This window comes from Miniimonas sp. S16, from assembly GCF_057748195.1.
On sequence record NZ_CM173242.1, the window covers coordinates 863,920 to 884,946 of the forward strand.

The 21,027-nt window shown below is 72.7% G+C and carries 23 protein-coding genes; 2 read left to right on the forward strand and 21 right to left on the reverse strand.

The features are described 5' to 3' along the window. Positions 1–8 precede the first annotated feature (8 nt). Genes AC3AQ1_RS03855 through AC3AQ1_RS03875 form a run of 5 tightly spaced genes read right to left on the reverse strand, consistent with a single transcriptional unit; the run spans position 9 to position 3,933 of the window. Positions 9–785: an alpha/beta fold hydrolase gene (locus tag AC3AQ1_RS03855; RefSeq protein ID WP_234417747.1), complete on the reverse strand. Its 777-nt coding sequence runs from the start codon at positions 783–785 to the stop codon at positions 9–11. Between the two features lie 33 nt (positions 786–818). Further along, entirely contained in the window at positions 819–1,571 is a 753-nt protein-coding gene (locus tag AC3AQ1_RS03860; protein ID WP_108717887.1) for an alpha/beta hydrolase, read from the reverse strand. Positions 1,572–1,602: 31 nt separating this feature from the next. Next, positions 1,603–1,983: a type II toxin-antitoxin system VapC family toxin gene (locus AC3AQ1_RS03865; protein ID WP_108719963.1), complete on the reverse strand. Its 381-nt coding sequence runs from the start codon at positions 1,981–1,983 to the stop codon at positions 1,603–1,605. Further along, positions 1,980–2,237, reverse strand: coding sequence for a ribbon-helix-helix protein, CopG family (locus AC3AQ1_RS03870; RefSeq protein WP_108717888.1), 258 nt, complete (start codon positions 2,235–2,237; stop codon positions 1,980–1,982). The genes AC3AQ1_RS03865 and AC3AQ1_RS03870 overlap by 4 nt, the downstream gene beginning before the upstream one ends. A gap of 19 nt (positions 2,238–2,256) precedes the next feature. Next, positions 2,257–3,933, reverse strand: a complete 1,677-nt coding sequence (locus tag AC3AQ1_RS03875; protein ID WP_108717889.1) for an ABC-F family ATP-binding cassette domain-containing protein — start codon at positions 3,931–3,933, stop codon at positions 2,257–2,259. Positions 3,934–4,298: 365 nt separating this feature from the next. Here AC3AQ1_RS03875 and AC3AQ1_RS03880 point away from each other — a divergent pair, with 365 nt between their 5' ends. After that, positions 4,299–7,229 (forward strand): rhamnogalacturonan lyase, encoded by a 2,931-nt coding sequence (locus AC3AQ1_RS03880; protein ID WP_159096366.1) that lies wholly within the window; start codon positions 4,299–4,301, stop codon positions 7,227–7,229. A gap of 106 nt (positions 7,230–7,335) precedes the next feature. Here AC3AQ1_RS03880 and AC3AQ1_RS03885 read toward each other — a convergent pair whose 3' ends face one another. From AC3AQ1_RS03885 to AC3AQ1_RS03950, 14 genes are all read right to left on the reverse strand, one after another. Continuing rightward, positions 7,336–7,644 carry a hypothetical protein gene (locus tag AC3AQ1_RS03885; protein WP_108717890.1) on the reverse strand — a complete coding sequence of 103 codons (309 nt, stop codon included), beginning with the start codon at positions 7,642–7,644 and terminating at the stop codon, positions 7,336–7,338. 23 nt (positions 7,645–7,667) lie between these two features. Continuing rightward, positions 7,668–8,390: an endonuclease NucS gene (gene nucS / locus AC3AQ1_RS03890; RefSeq protein WP_108717891.1), complete on the reverse strand. Its 723-nt coding sequence runs from the start codon at positions 8,388–8,390 to the stop codon at positions 7,668–7,670. 31 nt (positions 8,391–8,421) lie between these two features. Next, positions 8,422–8,844 carry a DUF2550 domain-containing protein gene (locus AC3AQ1_RS03895; protein WP_108717892.1) on the reverse strand — a complete coding sequence of 141 codons (423 nt, stop codon included), beginning with the start codon at positions 8,842–8,844 and terminating at the stop codon, positions 8,422–8,424. A 10-nt stretch (positions 8,845–8,854) separates the two neighbouring features. Beyond that, positions 8,855–9,109, reverse strand: coding sequence for a F0F1 ATP synthase subunit epsilon (locus tag AC3AQ1_RS03900; protein ID WP_108717893.1), 255 nt, complete (start codon positions 9,107–9,109; stop codon positions 8,855–8,857). Then, positions 9,106–10,584: a F0F1 ATP synthase subunit beta gene (atpD, locus tag AC3AQ1_RS03905; RefSeq protein WP_108717894.1), complete on the reverse strand. Its 1,479-nt coding sequence runs from the start codon at positions 10,582–10,584 to the stop codon at positions 9,106–9,108. Before atpD ends, AC3AQ1_RS03900 begins: the two co-directional genes overlap by 4 nt. A gap of 18 nt (positions 10,585–10,602) precedes the next feature. Then, positions 10,603–11,493: a F0F1 ATP synthase subunit gamma gene (locus AC3AQ1_RS03910; protein WP_108717895.1), complete on the reverse strand. Its 891-nt coding sequence runs from the start codon at positions 11,491–11,493 to the stop codon at positions 10,603–10,605. Positions 11,494–11,495: 2 nt separating this feature from the next. Next, complete coding sequence (gene atpA / locus AC3AQ1_RS03915) at positions 11,496–13,127, reverse strand: F0F1 ATP synthase subunit alpha (RefSeq protein ID WP_108717896.1); 1,632 nt, start codon at positions 13,125–13,127, stop codon at positions 11,496–11,498. A gap of 69 nt (positions 13,128–13,196) precedes the next feature. Further along, a complete protein-coding gene (locus AC3AQ1_RS03920; protein ID WP_108717897.1) occupies positions 13,197–14,009 on the reverse strand; it encodes a F0F1 ATP synthase subunit delta in 813 nt (270 codons plus the stop codon). After that, the gene (locus AC3AQ1_RS03925; protein ID WP_108717898.1) at positions 14,009–14,596 is read right to left on the reverse strand and encodes a F0F1 ATP synthase subunit B; all 588 of its coding nucleotides are present in this window, start codon (positions 14,594–14,596) and stop codon (positions 14,009–14,011) included. The genes AC3AQ1_RS03920 and AC3AQ1_RS03925 overlap by 1 nt, the downstream gene beginning before the upstream one ends. Continuing rightward, complete coding sequence (gene atpE / locus AC3AQ1_RS03930) at positions 14,596–14,817, reverse strand: ATP synthase F0 subunit C (RefSeq protein WP_108717899.1); 222 nt, start codon at positions 14,815–14,817, stop codon at positions 14,596–14,598. The genes AC3AQ1_RS03925 and atpE overlap by 1 nt, the downstream gene beginning before the upstream one ends. Positions 14,818–14,927: 110 nt before the next feature. Beyond that, positions 14,928–15,716, reverse strand: a complete 789-nt coding sequence (gene atpB / locus AC3AQ1_RS03935; RefSeq protein WP_234417749.1) for a F0F1 ATP synthase subunit A — start codon at positions 15,714–15,716, stop codon at positions 14,928–14,930. Between the two features lie 201 nt (positions 15,717–15,917). Next, complete coding sequence (locus tag AC3AQ1_RS03940; RefSeq protein WP_108717901.1) at positions 15,918–16,376, reverse strand: Cg1360 family ATP-synthase-associated protein; 459 nt, start codon at positions 16,374–16,376, stop codon at positions 15,918–15,920. 67 nt (positions 16,377–16,443) lie between these two features. Next, entirely contained in the window at positions 16,444–17,565 is a 1,122-nt protein-coding gene (locus tag AC3AQ1_RS03945; protein WP_108717902.1) for an MraY family glycosyltransferase, read from the reverse strand. Continuing rightward, a complete protein-coding gene (locus AC3AQ1_RS03950) occupies positions 17,562–18,371 on the reverse strand; it encodes an L-threonylcarbamoyladenylate synthase (RefSeq protein ID WP_234417750.1) in 810 nt (269 codons plus the stop codon). The genes AC3AQ1_RS03945 and AC3AQ1_RS03950 overlap by 4 nt, the downstream gene beginning before the upstream one ends. 168 nt (positions 18,372–18,539) lie before the next feature. Here AC3AQ1_RS03950 and AC3AQ1_RS03955 point away from each other — a divergent pair, with 168 nt between their 5' ends. Then, complete coding sequence (locus tag AC3AQ1_RS03955; protein WP_108717903.1) at positions 18,540–18,923, forward strand: VanZ family protein; 384 nt, start codon at positions 18,540–18,542, stop codon at positions 18,921–18,923. A 91-nt stretch (positions 18,924–19,014) separates the two neighbouring features. On the opposite strand, the gene prmC is transcribed toward AC3AQ1_RS03955, so the two are convergent. Both prmC and prfA read right to left on the reverse strand, forming a co-directional pair. Beyond that, positions 19,015–19,890: a peptide chain release factor N(5)-glutamine methyltransferase gene (gene prmC / locus AC3AQ1_RS03960; RefSeq protein WP_108717904.1), complete on the reverse strand. Its 876-nt coding sequence runs from the start codon at positions 19,888–19,890 to the stop codon at positions 19,015–19,017. Beyond that, entirely contained in the window at positions 19,887–20,981 is a 1,095-nt protein-coding gene (prfA, locus tag AC3AQ1_RS03965) for a peptide chain release factor 1 (RefSeq protein WP_108717905.1), read from the reverse strand. Before prfA ends, prmC begins: the two co-directional genes overlap by 4 nt. Between the last annotated feature and the right edge of the window lie 46 nt (positions 20,982–21,027).

Genomic DNA, 21,027 nt, shown 5'->3' on the forward strand with positions numbered 1-21,027 from the left:
AGACCGCCCTACCGCCCGGTGACCCGCCGCCAGAACGCCTCGAGCGCGTCAGCCACGGCCTCCGGATCCTCGGTCGCGGTCATGTGCCCCGCCCCCGGCACGATGACGAGCTCGGCGTCGCCCCCGTTCGCGGTGATCGCCCGCACCATCGCCTCGGCGTCCTCCTGCGTGGCGATCTCGTCCTCGGCGCCGCGCAGCACGAGCCCGGGCACCTCGAGGTCCTCGAGCACCGCGAAGCGGTCGGGCCGAGCGGCCATCGCCCGCTGACCCCACGCGATCCCGGCGGGCGACGCGGCGGCGAGCCAGGCGCGGTGCTGCGCCACGACGTCGGGCTCGGTGGCGAGCGTCGTCGCGCCGAGGAGCTTCTCGAGCATGCCGGCGACGGCGCCGCTCCCCTCCTCGCCCTCGGCAGCGTCCGCGATCCGGAGCCGGTTCTCCCGCGCCGCCGGCGGGTCGGCGCTCGCCTTGGTGTCGAGCAGCGCGAGGCCTGCGACGAGCGACCGATGCCGTTGCGTCGTCGCGAGCGCGATGTAGCCGCCCATCGAGAGGCCCGCGAGGATCGCCCGGTCCAGGCCGAGCTCCTCGAGCACCTCCGCGACGCCGTCGGCCGCGACGTCGAGGGAGGGTTCGCCGTCGGGCACGGGAGACTCACCCGCCCCGGGGGCGTCGATCGCGATCGTGGGCACGTCGCGCTCGCCGAGCAGCTCGACGACGTCGTCCCACATGGTGGCGTCGAACGGGAAGCCGTGCAGCAGGACTACGGGGACGACGTCGGGCTCGGACACGGTCACTCCTCGGTGCGGTCGGACTCGGTGCGGTCAGATCTCGGCGGACGGGTCGGGCTCGTCGGGGAGCTCGCCCGCCCACTCGGTGGGCAGCGGCAGAGCGGCCGGGTTGACGACCTCGAGGATCTGGGAGAGCACCCAGCGCACCGCGGTCTCGCCGACCCAGAGGTGTTTCATCCCCTCCCCCGCGATGACCCGCGCCTGGGGCACGCGCGCGAACCGCTCGCGCGCCTCGTCGGGTCGCAGGTAGTCGTCGAGCTCGGGCACCAGCACGGTGAGCGGCTTGCCGAACTCGGCCCACGCGTCCAGGTCGGCGTCGGTGGCGCGATGCAGCGGCGGGGACAGCAGGATCGCACCCTCGATCGAGGGGTCCCGGCCGTGCATGAGGGTGAGCTCGGTGCCGAACGACCAGCCCACGAGCCAGCGGTTCGGCAGGTCGTGGAACTCGGCGTAGTCCAGCAGCGCGGCGACGTCGTGCCGCTCGTCGTGCCCGCCGTCGAAGCGGCCCTGGGACACGCCTCGGGGCGACGCGGTGCCGCGGGTGTTGAACCGCAGCACGGCGACGTCGGCGAGCGCCGGGAGGCGCCAGGACGCCTTGCGGTACACGTGGCTGTCCATGTACCCGCCGTGGGTGGGCAGCGGGTGCAGCGTGAGGAGCGTCGCCGCGGGCTCGGCCTCCTCGGGCAGGGCGAGCTCGCCCACCAGCGTGAGGTGGTCGGCGGTGTGCAGCTCGATGTTCTCGCGCTGCGCGGGCAGCACGGTCAGCGGTCCGATCGGGGTGCTCATCGCCGCCCAGCCTACGGCCCGTTCGGCCGGCTCAGCCGACGGCGAACGGCGGCTCGAGGCCGGGGAACATCGAGAAGTGGCGCGTGTTGAGCGTAGCCAGCTGGAAGCCGTGCTCGAGGGCCGTGGCCGCGATGAGGTAGTCCCCCAGCGCGATGCCCGAGTGGCTGCGGTCGAACGCGCGACGCAACGCGCCGGCTCGCCGCGCGACCGGATCGGTGACCGGAACGGTCGGGAGCACCCCGAGCAGTGCGGTGACGGCGCGCTCCTCCGACTCCCGCATCCCACCCGTCACCTCGGCCACGGTCACCGCGCTGACCGTCAGCGTCTCCGCCGGCGCGTCGCGCAACCAGTCGCGGGCGCTCGCGACGCCCCGCAGGTGGGCGATGAGGACGTCGGAGTCGACCAGGATCACGCGTCCCGACCCCACATGCTCGCGAGCTGGGCCGCGCGCGCGTCGTCGGCGCCCCGCTCCACGGCGATCCGGGCGGCGGCACCGAAGGAGAGGTCGATCGCGGCGCGTCGACGCGCCTCGGCGTTCCCCTCGCCGTCGATCGCGCGGTCGATGATCCGGCGGATCACCTCGGCGCGCGAGACACCCTCGAGGCGCGCCATCGCGTCCAGCGAGTCCGTCTGTCGCTCCTCGAGGAAGATGTTGGTGCGCTGCATACACCGCGCCCTACACCGCTCACCTCCGCGCGCGGCCGACCTCCCACACCGGCTCGTCCGTCACGCTGACGCGACCGTCGCCGTCGAACACCACGAACCGGTCCAACGACCGGGCGAACCAGCGGTCGTGGGTCACCGCGACCACGGTCCCCTCGAACGCCGCGAGTCCGGCCTCGAGCGCCTCGGCGGAGTCGAGGTCGAGGTTGTCGGTCGGCTCGTCGAGGAGCAGCAGCGTGGCGCCCGAGAGCTCGATGAGCAGGATCTGGAACCGGGCCTGCTGGCCGCCCGACAGCGTCTCGAACGTCTGCTCCGCGCTGCGCGCGAGCCCGTACCGGTCCAGCGCGCGGGAGGCCTCCTCGCGCGGGCGGCCCGCGCGGTGCGCGTCGCCGCGGTGCAGGATCTCCAGCAGCGTGCGGCCCACGAGCGTCGGGTGCTGGTGCGTCTGGGCGAACCAGCCGGGCCGCACGCGCGACCCCAGGCGGGCCACCCCGGTGGCGCGCACCGGCTCGGGCCGCACGTCGCCTACCGGCTGGTGCTCGACGTCGGGATCGGTCCCGCCCGCCGCCAGCAGGCGGAGGAAGTGCGACTTGCCCGTCCCGTTGGCGCCGAGCACGCCGATCCGTTCGCCGTACCAGAGCTCGGCGTCGAACGGCCGGGTCAGGCCGGTGAGCTCGAGCTGCTCCACGACGACGGCGCGCTTGGCGGTGCGCCCGCCGCGCAGCCGCATCGACACGGCCTGCGTCTGCGGCACCTCCTGCGGCGGTCCGGCCTCCTCGAACTTCGCCAGCCGGGTCTGCGCCGCCTGGTAGCGCGCCGCGAGCCCGTCGTTGTACGCAGCCTTCGTCTTGTACATGAGGACGAGCGCCTTGAGCTTGGCGTGCTCCTCGTCCCAGCGCCGGCGCAGCTCCTCGAGCCGACTCAGCCGATCGGCGCGGGCCTGCGCGTACGTCGCGAACGGACCGGCGTGCACCCACACGGTCGCGCCCGCCGCGCCGGGCTCGAGCGTCGCGACGCGCGTGGCGACCCGGCCGAGCAGCTCGCGGTCGTGCGTGACGAGCAGGATCGTGCGCCCGCTCGCCACGAGCGCGTCCTCGAGCCACCGCTTGGCGGGCACGTCGAGGTAGTTGTCGGGCTCGTCGAGCATGAGCACCTCGTCGCCGCCGCGCAGCAGCGCCTCGAGCACCAGCCGCTTCTGCTCCCCGCCGGAGAGGGTCGAGACCCGGCGGTAGGCCGCGCGGTCGTACGGGAGGGCGAGCGCCGCCGTCGTGCACACGTCCCAGACCGTCTCCTGCTCGTAGCCACCGACATCCGCCCAGTCCGCGAGCGCCTGCGCGTAGGCGAGCTGCGTTGGGGTGTCGTCCCGCACGAGCATCTCCTCCTCGCAGCGGTCGACGGCGAGCCCCGCCGCCCGCACGCGCTCGGGCGCGACGGACAGCAGGAGGTCGCGCACCGTGGAGGAGTCGCGCACCGAGCCGACGAACTGCCGCATGACGCCGAGCCCACCGCTGCGGGTCACGGCGCCGGAGTCGGGCGCCTGCTCCCCCGCGACGATCCGCAGCAGCGTGGACTTGCCCACCCCGTTCGGCCCGACCAGCGCGACGCGCTGCCCCTCGCCGACGCGCAGGTCCACGCCGCCGAGGAGCGGACGTCCGTCGGGGAGCGCGAACGTGATGCCGGCAAGATCGAGGTGGCCCATACGGACCACCCTGCCCGACGGCGAGCCCACCGGTCACCCGCATATCGCGCCGACACCTCGGTCGGCCGCCCGGGTCGGGGGCGTGCGTGCTGGCGCGGCGCGCACGCCCGGCGCACGCTCCCAGCGGACGCTCCCGGCGCACGCCCGGCGCACGCCCGGCGCACGCCCGGCGCGCGCGCTCGCGCGAGGGATGCGCGTCCACGGCGAGCCGGCGCGGGCATCGACTTTCGGCCAGTGACGTAGCCGTTCGGCGCATAGCCAGTCTCCCCAGGCGGCTCATAGGATGGCAGCAACCGGGCCGTAAATCGTTTCAACATCGACGATCGCCCGGGCGACCGCACGTCGATGCGCGGGGCGGTCGGCACGTGCGGCGTCCGACGCGCGACCCACACCAGGCACCACGCACGACCAGACGCACGACACCCGCACCACCCGGAGGACTCGATGACGAACCCCACGCGACCCGTCCCGCCCCGCTCCCCCGCCACCCGCACCGCGTCGCCGGCGTCCTCGCCGCCGCGGTCGGCCTCACCCTCGCGGCGTCCCCCGCCTCGGCGGCACCCGACACGGGCGCCACCAGCACGGCGGCGACAACGGGTACGACGGCGACGAGCGCCGTCACCCCGCACCTCGAGCTGCTCGACCGTGGCCTCGTCGCGGCCACCACCCCGCAGGGCGTCTTCCTGTCCTGGCGACTGCTCGGCTCCGAGGCGACCGGCACCACGCCCGAGGGCGTGACCGGGGCCGACTTCGTCGTCTACCGGGACGGCGCGGCGATCGCGACCGTCACCGACTCCACCAACTTCCTCGACGCGAGCGGCACCGCGACGTCGCGCTACGCCGTCGCGGCCGTGGTCGACGGCGTGGAGCTGCCCGCGTCCGCGGGCGTCACCCCGTGGGCCCAGGCCTCGGTCGACATCCCGCTCCAGCGCCCCGCCGACGGCGTCACGCCCGTGGGCGAGGCCTACACGTACTCCGCGAACGACATGAGCGTCGGCGACGTCGACGGCGACGGCGCGTACGAGTACCTCGTGAAGTGGGACCCGTCGAACTCCAAGGACGTCTCGCAGGTCGGCTACACCGGCAGCGTGTTCCTGGACGCCTACGAGCAGGACGGCACCCTGCTGTGGCGCCTCGACCTCGGCGTCAACATTCGCGCCGGCGCCCACTACACGCAGTTCCTCGTCTACGACTTCGACGGCGACGGCCGCGCCGAGGTCATGCTCAAGACCGCACCCGGAACGCGGACGATCACACCCGACGGCGAGTCGTCCTTCATCACGATGCCGCAGTCCGACCTGGACGCCGGCTACACGAACGCCGATGACTACCGCGTGAGCAAGGCCGACTTCCACGCCCACCTCGTCGAGACCTTCCAGGGCTGGAGCACGCGCGAGGAGGTCACGTCCGGGCAGTGGCCGGCGACGCTCGAGGAGGCCTGGGGCATCGCGCCGCGCTACTCCTACCCGCTGAGCGAGGCGGACGCCGCTGCGCTCGTGGACTACTTCATGGACGTCTACGCGCCCAGCCGCAGCGCCAACAACCGGCTGCGGAACTTCGAGGGGTTCATCCTGTCGGGTCCGGAGTACCTCTCGGTGTTCGACGGCGCGACCGGGGCCGAGCTCGAGACCGTCGCCTACGAGCCCGGGCGCACCGACGACGGCCTGCTGTGGGGCGACTACGCGATGGCGCGCATCGAGCCGGGCAACCGCGTGGACCGCTTCCTCTCGGGGGTGGGCTACTTCGACGGCAGCACGCCGTCGGCGATCTTCGCGCGCGGCTACTACACCCGCAGCACGATCGCGACGTACGACTGGGACGGCGAGCACCTGTCCCAGCGGTGGTTCGTCGACTCCGGGTGGACGCCCATGACGAACCCGTTCAACGACGGCCCGCACGGCCGGGACGGCAGCGACCCGGAGTTCGGCACGATCACCACGCAGGGCTTCCACTCGCTCTCGGTGGCCGACGTGGACGCCGACGGTCGCCAGGAGCTCGTCTACGGCTCCGCGACGATCGACGACGACGGCAGCCTCCTTTACAGCTCCTTCGCCACGATGCCGCCGCAGAGCGCGACGCCCGGGATCGAGGCGCGCCTGGGGCACGGTGACGCCATGCACGTCACCGACATCGACCCCACCCGCCCGGGCCTGGAGATCTACACGGTGCACGAAGGTGCGACCTACGCCCCGTACGGGTTCGCCATGCGCGACGCCGCGACCGGCGAGGTGCTGTGGGGCGGCTACACCGGTCGCGACACGGGACGCGGGATGATCGGCGACATCGACCCGACCCGGCCAGGCCTCGAGGCGTGGGCGACCGACCTGCGCACGGCGCAGGGCACCCCGATCGGCACCGGCCTGGGCACGAACCAGTCCATTCGGTGGGCCGGTGACGGGTCCACGCAGATCGTCAACGGCTCGGGCAACCAGGACGTGACGGTGAGCGACCGCACGCACGGCACGATGCTCACCGCCACTGGCACGCGCGCGAACAACGGCACCAAGGGGAACGCCGGCCTCGTGGCCGACGTGCTCGGCGACTGGCGCGAGGAGCTGCTCGTGCGCACGGCCGACTCCTCCGCGATCCGACTGTTCGTCTCGACCGACCTCAGCGACGTCAAGCTGTACACGCTCATGCACGACGCCCAGTACCGCCCCGAGGTCGCCCGCCAGCAGACGACCTACAACCAGCCGTCCTACCCCGGCTTCTACCTGGCGACGGACACCGACTTCACGACCGTGCCCCTGCCCGCGGCCGACCGCACACCGCCGGTGCTCGACACGCGCTTCTCGGAGCCGGCACGCACGCTGACGATCGTCGCCTCCGACGCCCAGACGGGCGACTCCGGGATCGCCGTGGTCCAGTACCGGGTCGGCTCGGGCGGGTGGCAGACCTACACGGCACCGATCGCGCTGCCCGCGGCGGCGAACGTGCACTACCGGGCCGTCGACCGCGCGGGGAACGCGACCCGGCAGTGGTCCCAGACGATCCCGGCGGCGGACAGGGGCGCCGTCGATCTCGGCATCAGCGTCAGAACACAGTGCGTGGGCACGACGGCTCAGCTCGCCGTCCACCTGCTCAACAAGGAGAGCGCCAAGGCCGACCTGCGGATCATCACGCCGTTCGGCGAGCACAAGAGCACCGGCGTCGCGGCGAACGGCACGGTGTACCGGACCTTCGACGCCGGCGCGCTCGCGGCGGGCACGCTCACGGTGGCCGGGTACACGTGGGTCGACGGCACCGCGTCCTACTCCGCCTACACGGTTCCGTTCGCGGCGGTGAGCTGCGGCTAGCACGCCGCAGGCAAGGGGGTCGAGGACGGGCGCGGCCGGGTGCTGCCGGCCCGTCCGTCCTCGTCGGTTCGCGCCTCGACGCCGGACGCGACCCGGCGCCCTGGCCTCAGCGCCGCCGGGTGGGGCGTCGTCCGGCGCGCCAGCACGAGGTGTGCCAGTGCCTGCGGTCGGCCAGCGCCGCGTCGTCCCCGAGCAGATGGTCGGCCGGCCAGACCACGAGGTGCGGCGTCCCGGGTGCGATCATCTGGTCGCAGCCCGGGCACCGGTAGGGCTTGTCGCTCCCGCCGACGCTGCGGGTCTGCCACGCGTGACCGTCGTCCGTGCTCTCCCGGCGCACCCAGCCGCGGGTGAGGGAGTCGACGTCCAGCTCGGGATGCTCGCCGCCGTAGTCACGCTTGCGGGAGCGGCGGGCCATGACCACGAGGCTACCCGGGGTGGTCAGAACAGCCGCGAGTCCGGGTCGTCCACGCCGCGCATGGCGTCGTAGTCCAGCACGAGGCAGGCGATCCCGCGGTCGACGGCGAGCGTGCGCGCCTGCGGGGCGATCGACTGGGCGGCTAGCACCCCGCGCACGGGCGCAAGCAGCGGGTCGCGGTTGAGCAGCTCGAGGTACCGCGTCAGCTGCTCGACGGCGTCGATCGTCGCGCGTCGCTTGATCTCGACCGCGACGTGCCGCACCGGGACGCCCGCCTCGACCGACGCACCCCCTGGGGTGCGCACCATGAGGTCGACGGGACCGATCGCCGTCGGGAACTCCCGGCGTACGAGCGTGTGGCCGGCGCCGAGAAGCTGGACCTGCTCGGCGAGCAGCTTCTGCAGGTGCGCCTCGACGCCGTCCTTGACGAGGCCGGGATCCACGCCGAGGTCGTGGCTGACGTCGTGCAGGACCTCGTGCAGCGCGATGACGAGCTGGTCCTCGGACTTCGCGGCGGACACGGTCCAGACCTCGCGCACGCCGTCGGCCGCCTGCTCGACGCTCGGGGGCGTGACCCGCACCGTGCACGGCGGGCTCATCCAGTTGAGCGGCTTGTACGAGCCGCCGTCGGAGTGCACGAGCACCGAGCCGTCGGCCTTGACCATGATGACGCGCGTGGCCAGCGGCAGGTGGGCGGACAGCCGCCCGGAGTAGTCCACCGCGCAGGTGGCGACGAGCACGCGCACGGGGTCCTCCTTCGGCGTGGTGTTCGAACGGTCAGAGCGTGCGTTCGCGCGGCGGCGAGGACTCCAGCCAGGACGCCAGTCCGGCGTACGAGGCGGTCGACATCGCCAGCACGTACTCTTCCGAGGCCGTGCGGCAGGTCACCTCGAGGATGCCGGAGGCTGCGCCGTCGGGCGTCGGACGCACCGCGCGCTCGAGGACGTCGAGGTCCGTCCGAGGGAACTCGCGCGCGGGGCGCGGCGCGAGCGACACGATGCGGTACCAGCGCAACGTGCTCACCCCGTAGTGCGCGATGCCGCCGGCCCACCCCGTCTGGGTGCGCAGCGCGCACTCGAACGAGCCGACCCGGCGGCCCAGGGCGCGCAGCCGCACCCAGAAGGCGAGGGCGGCCAGCACGACCACGACGGCGAGCACCACCGCGGCGACGGCCAGCACGTGGGTCAGGACCTCCCCCACCCAGGCTGCCTCAGTGCCGCCCGCCGACGACGACCGTCACGACGTTCGCGTCGAACGACAGGAAGCCCTGCTCCACGGGGAACTCGGTCACGTCACCCCCGGCGCGCACGCGCACGGCACCCGCGCGCAGCAGCGCCAGCACCGACTCGTGCCCGGGCAGCAGGCCGAGCGCGCCGTCGGCCGCGGGGGCGCTCACGAAGTCGGCGTCCCCGGACCACAGCACGCGGTCCGGGGCGACGATCTGGACCGTCAGCGGTCCGCTCACTTCAGCTCCGACTGGATGCGCGCCCAGTTGGCCTCGAGGTCCTCGAGCCCACCGATGTTGAAGAACGCCTGCTCGGGCATGTGGTCGTACTCGCCGTCGCTGATCTTGTCGAAGGCCTCGATCGTCTCCGCGAGCGGCACGGTCGAGCCGGCGACACCGGTGAACTTCTCGGCCATGTACGTGTTCTGCGAGAGGAACTGCTCGATCCGCCGGGCGCGAGCCACGGTGACCTTGTCCTCCTCGGAGAGCTCGTCGACACCGAGAATCGCGATGATGTCCTGCAGCTCCTTGTTCTTCTGCAGGATCTGCTTCACCCGGGTCGCGACGCGGTAGTGCTGCTCGCCGACGAACTGCGGGTCGAGGATCCGGCTCGTCGAGGCGAGCGGGTCCACGGCGGGATACAACCCTCGGGAGGCGATGTCACGCGACAGCTCGGTCGTCGCGTCCAGGTGCGCGAACGTCGTGGCCGGCGCCGGGTCGGTGTAGTCGTCCGCGGGGACGTAGATCGCCTGCAGCGACGTGATCGAGTGACCACGGGTGGAGGTGATGCGCTCCTGCAGCTGGCCCATCTCGTCGGCCAGGTTCGGCTGGTAGCCCACGGCCGAGGGCATCCGGCCGAGCAGCGTGGAGACCTCCGAGCCGGCCTGGGTGAACCGGAAGATGTTGTCGATGAAGAGCAGCACGTCCTGCTTCTGCACGTCGCGGAAGTACTCCGCCATCGTCAGCGCCGACAGGGCGACCCGCAGACGCGTGCCCGGCGGCTCGTCCATCTGGCCGAACACGAGCGCGGTCTTGTCGAAGACGCCCGCCTCCTCCATCTCGACGATGAGGTCGTTGCCCTCACGGGTGCGCTCGCCGACCCCGGCGAACACCGACACACCGCCGTGGTCCTGCGCGACGCGCTGGATCATCTCCTGGATGAGGACGGTCTTGCCGACGCCGGCACCGCCGAACAGGCCGATCTTGCCGCCCTGCACGTACGGGGTGAGGAGGTCGATGACCTTGATGCCGGTCTCGAACATCGTGGTCTTCGACTCGAGCTGGTCGAACGCGGGCGCCTTGCGGTGGATCGACCAGCGCTCGGTGATCTCCAGCTCGGAGGCCGGCACGTTGAGCGGCTCGCCGATCACGTTGAACACGTGGCCCTTGGTCACGTCGCCGACGGGGACGCTGATCGGGCCACCCGTGTCGCGCACCTCGCCGCCGCGCACGAGGCCGTCTGTCGGCTTGAGGGCGATCGCGCGCACGAGGTTGTCGCCCAGGTGCTGCTCGACCTCGAGCGTCAGCGTGATCGAGTCGGCCTCGCCCTCGCTCTGGCCGCGCATGTCGATCGTCGTGACGAGCGCGTTGTAGATCTCCGGCAGGACGCCGGAGGCGAACTCGATGTCGACGACGGGCCCGATGACACGGGCGATCCGTCCGGTCCCGGCGCCGGTGGTCGTCTCAGGCGTGGCCGGCACGGTCTCTGCAGTCATGGTTGTCCTTCTCGTGGGTCAGCCGGCCAGGGCGTCGGCACCCGAGACGATCTCGCTGATCTCCTGGGTGATCTCCGCCTGCCGGGCCGTGTTGGCCAGGCGGGTGTAGGTACGGATGAGGTCCTCGGCGTTGTCGGTCGCCGTGTGCATCGCCCGCTGGCGCGAGGCCAGCTCGGACGCGGCGGCCTGGTGCAGCGCCGTGAAGATGCGGGCGAGGATGTACTGCGGCAGCAGCGCGTCCAGCACCACCTCGGGCGAGGGCTCGAACTCGTAGAGCGGCAGGGTGTCCTCCCCCGGCGGCACCACGCCCTCCACCACCTCGAGCGGGAGGATCCGGACCACGCGCGGCTCCTGGCGCACCATCGAGAGGAACCGCGTGTAGACGATGTGGATCTCGGACACGCCGCCGTCGCTCACCGGCGCGCGGAACGCACGCAGCAGCTCCTCGGCGATGTCCCGCGCCGTCTCGAGCTGCGGCGCGTCGGAGTTGCCCGTCCAGGTCTTGACCATGGGCCGGGACCGGAAGTGGAAGAAGCCCACCCCGCGGCGGCCGGCCACGTACAGGACCGGCTCCTTGCCCTCGTCGATCAGGCGCGCCTGGAGCCGCTCGGCCTCCCGCAGCAGGGAGGCGTTGTACGCGCCCGCCATGCCGCGGTCCGCCGTCACCACGAGCACCGCGACCCGGTTGGTGTCCTTCCGCTCGGACGTGAGCGGATGGTCCACCTGCGCGTGGGTCGCGACGGCCGAGACCGCCTGCGTGATGGCGCGCGAGAACGGGGCGGCGGACTCGGCCTGGGCGCGCGCCCGGCCGATCCGCGAGGCAGCGATCAGCTCCATGGCCCGGAAGACCTTCTTCAGGGTCTGGGTGGAGCGGATGCGCTGCTTGTAGATGCGCTGCGAGCCGGCCACGCTCAGCCCCGCTTCTGCCGGACGATCGTCTCCTGCTCGACGTGCAGCTCCTCGCCGTCGTCCGTCGCGTCCTCGACCAGCAGCGAGCCGTCCGAGGTCGTGAACGTCCGCGTGAAGTCCTCGACGGCGGCCTGGAGCGCCTGCTCCGTGGCTTCCTCGAGCTTGCCGGAGTCCGCGATGGTCGACAGGACGTCGGTGGACCGGCGCACGTGGTCGATCAGCTCGCGCTCGAACCGCAGCACGTCGGCCACCGGCACGCTGTCGAGATGACCCTTCGTGCCCGCCCAGATGGAGACGACCTGCTCCTCGACGGGGTACGGGGAGTACTGCGGCTGCTTGAGCAGCTCGGTCAGGCGTGCACCACGGTCGAGCTGCTGGCGCGTCGCGGCGTCCAGGTCCGAGGCGAACATCGCGAACGCGGCCAGCGAGCGGTACTGCGCGAGCGTGAGCTTGAGCGTGCCCGAGACCGACTTCATCGCCTTCACCTGCGCGGCACCACCCACGCGGGAGACCGAGATGCCGACGTCGACAGCGGGGCGCTGGTCGGCGTTGAACAGGTCCGACTGCAGGAAGATCTGGCCGTCGGTGATCGAGATGACGTTGGTCGGGATGTACGCCGAGACGTCGTTCGCCTTGGTCTCGATGACGGGCAGGCCCGTCATCGAGCCGGCGCCGAGGTCGTCGGACAGCTTCGCGCAACGCTCGAGCAGGCGGCTGTGCAGGTAGAACACGTCGCCCGGGTACGCCTCGCGGCCCGGCGGGCGGCGCAGCAGCAGCGACACCGCGCGGTAGGCCTCGGCCTGCTTGGACAGGTCGTCGAACACGATGAGGACGTGCTTGCCCTCGTACATCCAGTGCTGGCCGATCGCCGAGCCGGTGTAGGGGGCCAGGTACTTGAAGCCCGCCGGGTCGGACGCGGGCGCGGCGACGATCGTCGTGTACTCCAGCGCGCCGGCGTCCTCGAGCGCACCGCGCACGGCCGCGATCGTGGAGCCCTTCTGGCCGATCGCGACGTAGATGCAGCGCACCTGCTTCTCCGGGTCCCCGGAGTCCCAGTTGGCCTTCTGGTTGAGGATCGTGTCGATCGCGATGGCGGTCTTGCCCGTCTTGCGGTCGCCGATGATGAGCTGACGCTGGCCGCGGCCGATCGGGATCATCGAGTCGATGGCCTTGATGCCGGTCTGCAGCGGCTCGTGCACGGACTTGCGCGACATCACGCCGGGCGCCTGCAGCTCGAGGGCGCGGCGCGTCGTGGTCTCGATGTCACCGAGCCCGTCGATCGGGGTGCCGAGCGGGTCGACGACGCGGCCCAGGTACCCGTCCCCGACGGCGACCGAGAGCACCTCGCCCGTGCGCCGGACCTCCTGACCCTCCTGGATGCCGGCGAACTCGCCGAGGACCACCACACCGATGTGGCGCACGTCCAGGTTCAGCGCGAGGCCGAGCGTGCCGTCCTCGAACGTCAGCAGCTCGTTCGCCATGGCGCCCGGCAGGCCCTCGACCTCGGCGATGCCATCGGCGGCGAGCGTGACCCGCCCGACCTCCTCGCGGGCGTCGGCGGTGGGCGTGTAGGAGCTGACGAACATCTCGAGCGCAGCCCTGATCTCCTCGGGCTTGATCGTGAGCTCAGCCATCGGTTCCTTCTCTCGTTGCTCTCGCGCTCTCGCGTGCGCGAGACACGGTGTACGTGTGGTGTCGGGCGGTCAGCCGGCGATCCGGCGTCGCGCTTCCTCGAGCTTGGACAGGATGGTGGCGTCGACCACCTCGGCGCCGACCTGAATGCGCAGCCCCCCGAGGAACGAGGGGTCGACGCCCGCGTTGACGTGCACCTCGGTGCCGTACGCGCGGGACAGGATCCCGGTGAGCCGGTCGAGCTGGGCCCGCGTGAGCGGGGCGGCGGACAGCACGCTCGCCACGACCCGCTTGCGGCGCTCCGCGGCCAGCTCGCCGATCCGGGCGAGGCGGCCCGTCACGGACCGCTGGCGCAGCGCCGAGACCGTTCGCCGCACGAGGGCGATCGTCTCGGGGCTCGCGCCCTCGAGCACGCGCTCGGCGAGACCGACCCGGTTCTCGGCCGGGAGCCTGCGCGCGGCGAGCGCCACCCGCAGCTCCCGCTGGTCGGCGAGCACCCGGCCGAACCGGAACAGCTCGTCCTCGACCGTCATGAGGCCGGGACCGTGCTCGGCGGCGACGAGCTGCGCCGTCGTGCCCAGGTCCTCGAGCGCATCGGGCAGGTCGGTGTCCGCCGACCAGCGCTCCCGCGCCATGCCCGCGACCAGCGCCACGACGTCCGGCCGCACCGAGCCACCGAGCAGGCGCTCCGCGAGCTCGGCCTTCGCGTCTGCCGACCGGGTGGGGTCGGTGAGCGCCCGGCGCAGCGACGCCGAGGAGTCGAGCGCGTCCACGACGGCGAAGATCTCCTCGCCGACCTGGCCCGCCTGCTCCCCCGCGGCCGCGAGCACCGGCTCGAACCGCTCGGTCGCCGTCGTGAGCGACGCCTTGCTAGTCGCGCGCATCAGCCCTCCGTCGGACGCTGGTCCGTGGGACCGGCGGTCGCAGCGGTCGGCGCGGTGCTCGCGTCGAGCTCGTCGAGGAACCGGTCCACGAGGCGCGACTGACGCGCGTCGTCGGCGAGCGACTCGCCCACGATGCGCGAGGCGAGCTCGGTCGCGAGGCTGCCGATGTCCGCGCGGAGCGAGACGACGGCGGACTGCCGCTCGGCCTCGATCTGACGGTGGGCGTTCTCGACGATGCGCTGCGCCTCGGTCTGAGCCTTCGCCTTCGCCTCGGTGACGATCTCGGCGCCCTCACCGGTGGCACCCTCGCGGATGCGAGCGGCCTCCTGGCGCGCAGCCACGAGCTCGGCGTCGCGCTCCGCCTTGGCAGCCTCGGCCTCGGCCTGGACCTTCGCGGCGTGCTCGATGCCACCCTCGATCTTCGCGGCGCGCTCGTCCAGCAGCGCGGTCATCTTCGGCATGAGGTACTTGAAGAAGAAGAACGCGAGGATCGCGGTGACGATGAGCGAGCCGACGATGTCGTACGACGCGGGGAGGAAGACCTCGATCCCCGACACCGCCTCGTCGGCCAGCAACGTCCCCGGCATCAGAACAGGAAGCCGGTGATCAGGCCGAGCAGTGCGAGCACCTCGACGAAGGCGACACCGATGAACATGTTGGTGCGCAGCGTGTTGGTGACCTCCGGCTGGCGCGCCATGCCCTCGAGCGCCTTGCCGATGAGGATTCCGAGGCCGATGCCGGGGCCGATCGCGGCGAGGCCGTAACCGACGGTGGCGATGTTGCCGTTGAGCTCGGCGAGGATGTCCATGGTTGTCCTTCCTGAGGCGGCGGGTTCCTTACCCGTCGTCGGGGTGGTGGGGTCGAAGGGCGGGTGCGGTGCGCTGACCGGTCGCGCCGCGGCGGCTCAGCGCGAGCGGATCAGTGCTCCTCCTCCACCGACATCTGGATGTAGACGGCGGTGAGGAGCGCGAAGATGTAGGCCTGCAGGGCGGCGACGAAGAGCTCGAAGCCCGTGATGCCGATCCCGGCTACGAACGTGAGCACGCCGGTGAGCTTGATGAGGCCGCCACCGTCGAGGATGAGGAAGCTCGTGGCGCTGAAGCACAGCACCAGCATGAGGTGGCCGGCCATCATGTTGGCGAGCAGTCGCAGCGCGAGGGTGAACGGCCGGAGCACGAACACCTGCAGGATCTCGATCGGCGTGAGCAGGATGTACAGCGCCTTCGGCACGCCCGGCGGGAAGAGGTTCGTCTTGAGGAACCCGCCCAGCCCTTGGGCGCGGATGCCGGCCGCCAGGTAGGTCACGTACGCGATGAGCGCGAACAGCAGCGGCAGACCGACGACGGACGTGCCCGCGATGTTGAGGAACGGGATCACACCGCCGAGGTTCATCACGAGGATCGAGAAGAAGATCATCGTGATGAGCGGGGTGTAGCGACGGCCGAGCTTCTTGCCGAGCGTCGACTCGCAGATCTGCACCCGCACGAAGTCCAGCAGCAGCTCCACCACGCTCTGGGCGCGGGAGGGCACGAGCTTCGCGTGCCGGGTGGACAGCCACAGCCAGAGGATCAGCCCGATCATGAGGATGTAGCGGACCAGCTGGATGCGGTTGATCTCGAACGGAGTGCCGTCGAACCAGATGGCAGGCGGGAAGAACTCCTGGATGGACGGGGCGTGGAAGCCCGATCCGTGATCGCTCTCGGCCATGAGAAGTCCAGCCGTGTTCATGCTCTCCCCGGGTCTTGTGGTTCGGCGCAAGGCCCAGCAGCGGCGCTCTCACGCCGTTGTGTGCTGGCTCAGCGGGTCTGGTGGCAGCCTACCGGATGGCCCGGACTGGTCCGGGTGATCGCCGACGGGCGGGACGGACGCCCGGGTGTGGGCACGGTCACACCGCCCGCGCGGGGCGCGTCACTGCTCGGGTGTGCTGCCCGCCGAGGGGTTGACGACCGGGATCCGCGCACCGCGGACGGCCATCGTCTCGATGACGAGAGAGGCCAGCACCATCACCACGAGGGTGATGGCGAGCACGACCTTGTCGTAGAACGTGCGGCCCTGCAGGGACGCCAGGATCGCGATGATCACGACCATCTTGACGACCCACCCACCGAGCACCGCGACGGCGAGGAACTGGGGTGATCGGCCCTCACCCAGCTGCATGGTCACCACCGTGGTGAGGCAGAAGATGACGCCGACCAGACCGCCGAGCAGCCCGCCCCACAGGCCGGGCGTCCCCCGCAGGAGCAGCCCCAGCAGCGCACCGAGCACGGTCACCGCCGCGGTCACGACGACGAGCCGGCGCAGGATCTGCGCGAACAGCTCGCGAGGGGTGGTCGGGGGGCCGGCGGGGGTGCGTCGCGCGTCGGTCACGGCACCTACTTTCTCACGGCGCCTCGGCCCGCGCTGCAGCCGAGCGGTCGCCGGAACGGTCGCCCGCTCAGGGCGTGCGTGCCCGCTCGTGCCGCAGCCGCGCGCCCCCGCGGACCGGCAGCGGCACGAGCGTCACGACGATCCCGATGGCCACGGCCACCGTGAGCGCGACCACCATGGTCCGCGCGGGCAGGAACGCGAAGCCGACCGCCCCGAACGCGAAGACCGTCGTCCAGCAGTACATGATGAGGACCGCCCGCCGGTGGGAGTGCCCGCGCGCGAGCAGGCGGTGGTGCAGGTGCCGCCCGTCGGCGGTGAACGGTGACTTTCCTGCACCCACGCGGCGCACGACGGCGAACGCGAAGTCGACCAGCGGCACGAGCATCACCGCGACCGGCAGCAGGATCGGCAGGAAGGCGGGGAAGGTCGCCACCTCGTACTGCACGCCCGGGTCGATGTTTCCGGTGACCACGACGCCGGCGGCGGCGAGCGTGAGCCCCAGGTACAGCGCCCCGGAGTCGCCCATGAAGATCGAGGCCCGGTAGAAGTTGTGCGGCAGGAACCCGAGGCACGAGCCGACGACGGCGGCCACCACCATCGTGGCGAGGTCGGAGTAGTCCGACTCCGTCGCCACGGTCAGCAGGTACGAGTACACGAAGAAGGCGAGACCGCCGATCGCCACCATGCCGGCGGCCAGCCCGTCGAGGCCGTCGACGAAGTTGACGGCGTTCACCGCGACCAGCACGACGAGCAGGGTGATCACGAGCGACATCGTCGAGGACAGGATGCTCAGCCCGAAGAGCGGCAGCGTCAGGAGCTGGACGCCCTGCCACACCATGATCCACGCGGCGAGCACCTGGCCCGCCAGCTTCGTGACCCAGTCGAGGTCCCAGATGTCGTCCGCGGCGCCGAGCAGGCAGATGAAGGTCGCGGAGCCGAGGATCGCCCACGCCTGGTTCGAGGCCTCGAAGACCTCGCCGAGGAACTCCGTGCGCGAGGCGACGAGGAGCGCGACGGCGAACCCCGCCATCATCCCGACGCCGCCCAGCCGCGGGGTCGGCACGCGGTGCACGTCGCGCTCGCGCAGCGGGGTCACCGCGTTCACCCGTCGGGCCAGCACGCGGACCGCGGGGATCACGAGGAAGGTCACGGCCGCGGCGATCGCCATGACCAGGAGGTAGATCCTCACGCGGGCGGACCGCCGTCCTCACCGACGCGATCGGGGTGCTCGCCGTCGCGGCCGGTTGGCTCGCCGTGCTCGCCGTCGCGTCCGCCGTCCGCCCGGGCGGCCGCGTCCGCGCCGGACGGCGCGGCCGGCGCGCCGGACGCCTGCTCGCCGGCCGCCCCTGTGGGAGCAGGCGTGGGAGCGAGGTGCGGGACCACCCGACCGAGCTGCTCGCCCGTGACCGCACCCGCGCGCACGACCCGCAGGACCGGCCCGGTGGCGTCCACGATCGTCGAGGCGACCCCGCCTCGCGCCGGCCCGCCGTCGAGGTAGGCGGCCACACGGGCGCCCAGCTGGTCGCGTGCACCCTCGGCGGTCGTGGCCGCCGGGGCGCCGGTGCGGTTTGCGGACGACACCGCGAGCGGCCCCGTCCGGCGCAGCAGCTCGAGGGCCACCTCGTCGTCGGGCATGCGCAGCGCGACCGTCCCGGCGGTGTCACCGAGGTCCCACGTGAGGGTGGGTTGCGCGCGCAGGATGAGCGTGAGCGCGCCGGGCCAGAACACCTCGGCGAGCGCACGTGCCGCAGGGGGCACGTCGACGGCGAGCACGTCGATCATCGCCGGCGACGCCACCAGCACGGGCGGCGGCATCTGCCGACCGCGACCCTTCGCCGCGAGCAGCGCCGTGACGGCGTCGGCGTCGAAGGCGTCGGCCGCGATGCCGTACACGGTGTCCGTCGGCAGGACGACGAGCCCCCCGTCCGCGAGCACCCGGGCCGCCTGGTCGATCGAGTCGGCACGGGCGTCGTCGTCACAGGGCAGCACGATCACGCGCTCGATCCTGCCACCGATCGGGGCTCGACCCGGTCCGCTCGGCGCGCGCGGCGCCCTGAACGGCGCCGCTGCGGGCGCCTACCCGACCACGCTCCGGGCGCCCCGATGGTCCGCTCACGCCCGAGCCGCCCGTGTGCGGTCCCGCCGGGATGCCACGATCGTCCCGTGTCCCCTGCCCCGCCGTCGCCTCGCCCCGGCCACCGTCGGGCATGGGCGGTCGCCTTCGTCCTCGCGCTCGCCGTCAACCTCTGGGTGCTGTACGCCCCGCGCGTCCCGGGCCCGCCGGGCGGCCTGCGGCTGGACCTCCTCGGGCATGCCGCGACGTTCGCCGCGCTCACCGCGACCGGGCTGCTCGCGGGCATCCCGACGCGCCTCCTGCTCGCCGCGGTCGCCCTCAACGCGGTCGTGAGCGAGCTGGTCCAGCACTTCTTCCTGCCTCACCGCAGCGGCGACGTCACCGATCTCGCCGCCGATGTCGTCGGGATCGCGCTCGGTGTCCTGCTGCACCGCTGGTTCACCGCGCGCGCGTCCCGCCCGCCCCGCGCGTGAGGCCTCGCCGGCGGCCCTCCGCTCGACCCGCCCCGCGCACGGCGCACGCGCACGTCGTCGGCGAGTGTGCGCCGTCGGGCATGCGCTCGACTCACCGCACGGCGCGCACGCCCCGGGGGCGACCGGTGAGGTCGTCGAACGACGTCACCTCGCGCAGGCCCGCGGCCAGCGCGGCCTGGCGCGCCGCGGCCGCCTGGACCTCGGCGTGCTCCATCACGAAGACCCCGGCGGGACGCAGCAGGCGCACCGCGCCGCGCACGACGGCGCGCGGAACCTCCAGGCCGTCGGCTCCCCCGCCGTAGAGCGCGAGCTGGGGGTCGTGGTCGCGGACCTCGGGGTCCACGGGAACGGCGTCCGGGGGGATGTAGGGCGGGTTGGCCACGAGCACGTCGACGGCGCCGTCGAGCGCGGCGAGCAGCTCGACGTCGCGCACGTCACCGACCAGCACCTCAAGGTCGGCGCCGACGCGCTCCGCGTTGGCGCGGGTGAGCGCCACCGCCTCCGGGGAGGCGTCGACGGCGAGCACGCGCACCCGCTCGACCTCGGTCGCCAGCGCGAGCGCGATGCCACCGGCGCCGCAGCACAGGTCGACGACGACGGGCGCACGACCGGCTCGCGCGACCTCGCGAGCGGCGTCGATCGCGTGCTGCGCGACCACCTCCGTCTCGGGCCGCGGCACGAACACGCCGGGTCGGACGAGCAGGTCCAGATGCCGGAACGTCGTCCGGCCGAGCAGGTGCTGGAGCGGCTCGCGTCGACGGCGCCGCTCGACCAGCTCGGCGAAGGCGGCGGCGAAGGTGTCGGGGAGGTCGACGCCGACGAGATACTCCAGCCGATCGCGCCCCAGGGCGTGCGCCGCGAGGGCGCGCGCGTCGTGTCCGGGCGAGGGCACGCCCGCCTCGGCGAGCAGCGCGGTGGCGCCGGCGACGTACTCCCGCAGCGACGCCGTCGGGCGCTCGTGCGTCACGACTCGCCCGCGGCGGCGAGCTTCGCCGCCTCGTCCACCTCGATCGCGGACGCGATCACGGCGTCGAGGTCGCCGTCGAGCACGGCGTCGAGGTTGTAGGACTTGTAGCCCGTGCGGTGGTCGGCGATGCGGTTCTCGGGGAAGTTGTAGGTCCGGATCCGCTCGGACCGGTCGACGGTGCGCACCTGCGAGCGGCGGGCCTCACTCGCTGCAGCCGCGGCCTCCTCCTGGCGCGCCGCCAGGATCCGCGCGCGCAGCACGCGCATGCCGGCCTCGCGGTTCTGCAGCTGCGACTTCTCGTTCTGCATCGAGACGACGATCCCGGTGGGCAGGTGGGTGATCCGGACGGCCGAGTCGGTGGTGTTGACGCTCTGCCCGCCCGGGCCGGACGAGCGGAACACGTCGATGCGCAGATCGCCGGGCTCGATCGCGACCTCGCCCTCGTCCTCCACCTCGGGCAGCACGAGCACCCCCGCCGCGGACGTGTGGATGCGGCCCTGCGACTCGGTCACCGGGACGCGCTGCACGCGGTGCACGCCGCCCTCGTACTTCAGGTGCGCCCACACGCCGTCGGGCTCGCCGTCGGCGCCGACGCCGCGCGACTTCACCGCAAGCTGGACGTCCTTGAAGCCACCCAGCGCGGACTCGGTGGCCTCGAGCACCTGGGTGCTCCAGCCGCGGCGCTCCGCGTAGCGCGTGTACATCCGCAGCAGGTCGCCGGCGAAGAGCGCCGACTCCTCACCGCCCTCGCCCGCCTTGATCTCGAGGATGACGTCGCGTCCGTCGTCGGGGTCGCGGGGCACGAGCACGCGGCGCAGGTGCTCCGCGGCGGCCTCGCTCTGCTCGAGCAGGGCCGCGTGCTCGCCTGCGAAGTCCTCGTCCTCGGCGGCGAGCTCAGCGGCGGCCTCGGCGTCGTCGCTCGCCTGGCGCCAGGCGCGGTAGGCAGCGACGACGCGGCCCAGCTCGGCGTAGCGCCGCCCGACGGAGCGGGCGCGGCCGGCGTCGGCGTGCAGCGCGGGGTCGGCGAGCTCGGCCTCGAGTCGTGCGTGCTCGGCCAGCATGGGCGCCACGACGGCGAAGTCCTCGGCCATGTCACTTCCTCTCAGCACCGCGGTGGTCGGCGCAGCCGTCGCTGCC

What these genes read in the sequence shown, in the direction of transcription:
- AC3AQ1_RS03860 (WP_108717887.1), bottom strand. Translation starts at nt 1,571, where the DNA reads ATGAGCACCCCGATCGGACCGCTGACCGTGCTGCCCGCGCAGCGCGAG.
- AC3AQ1_RS03870 (WP_108717888.1), bottom strand. Translation starts at nt 2,237, where the DNA reads ATGCAGCGCACCAACATCTTCCTCGAGGAGCGACAGACGGACTCGCTG.
- AC3AQ1_RS03875 (WP_108717889.1), bottom strand. Translation starts at nt 3,933, where the DNA reads ATGGGCCACCTCGATCTTGCCGGCATCACGTTCGCGCTCCCCGACGGA.
- AC3AQ1_RS03885 (WP_108717890.1), bottom strand. Translation starts at nt 7,644, where the DNA reads ATGGCCCGCCGCTCCCGCAAGCGTGACTACGGCGGCGAGCATCCCGAG.
- atpD (WP_108717894.1), bottom strand. Translation starts at nt 10,584, where the DNA reads ATGACTGCAGAGACCGTGCCGGCCACGCCTGAGACGACCACCGGCGCC.
- atpA (WP_108717896.1), bottom strand. Translation starts at nt 13,127, where the DNA reads ATGGCTGAGCTCACGATCAAGCCCGAGGAGATCAGGGCTGCGCTCGAG.
- AC3AQ1_RS03920 (WP_108717897.1), bottom strand. Translation starts at nt 14,009, where the DNA reads ATGCGCGCGACTAGCAAGGCGTCGCTCACGACGGCGACCGAGCGGTTC.
- AC3AQ1_RS03925 (WP_108717898.1), bottom strand. Translation starts at nt 14,596, where the DNA reads ATGCCGGGGACGTTGCTGGCCGACGAGGCGGTGTCGGGGATCGAGGTC.
- atpE (WP_108717899.1), bottom strand. Translation starts at nt 14,817, where the DNA reads ATGGACATCCTCGCCGAGCTCAACGGCAACATCGCCACCGTCGGTTAC.
- atpB (WP_234417749.1), bottom strand. Translation starts at nt 15,716, where the DNA reads ATGGCCGAGAGCGATCACGGATCGGGCTTCCACGCCCCGTCCATCCAG.
- prfA (WP_108717905.1), bottom strand. Translation starts at nt 20,981, where the DNA reads ATGGCCGAGGACTTCGCCGTCGTGGCGCCCATGCTGGCCGAGCACGCA.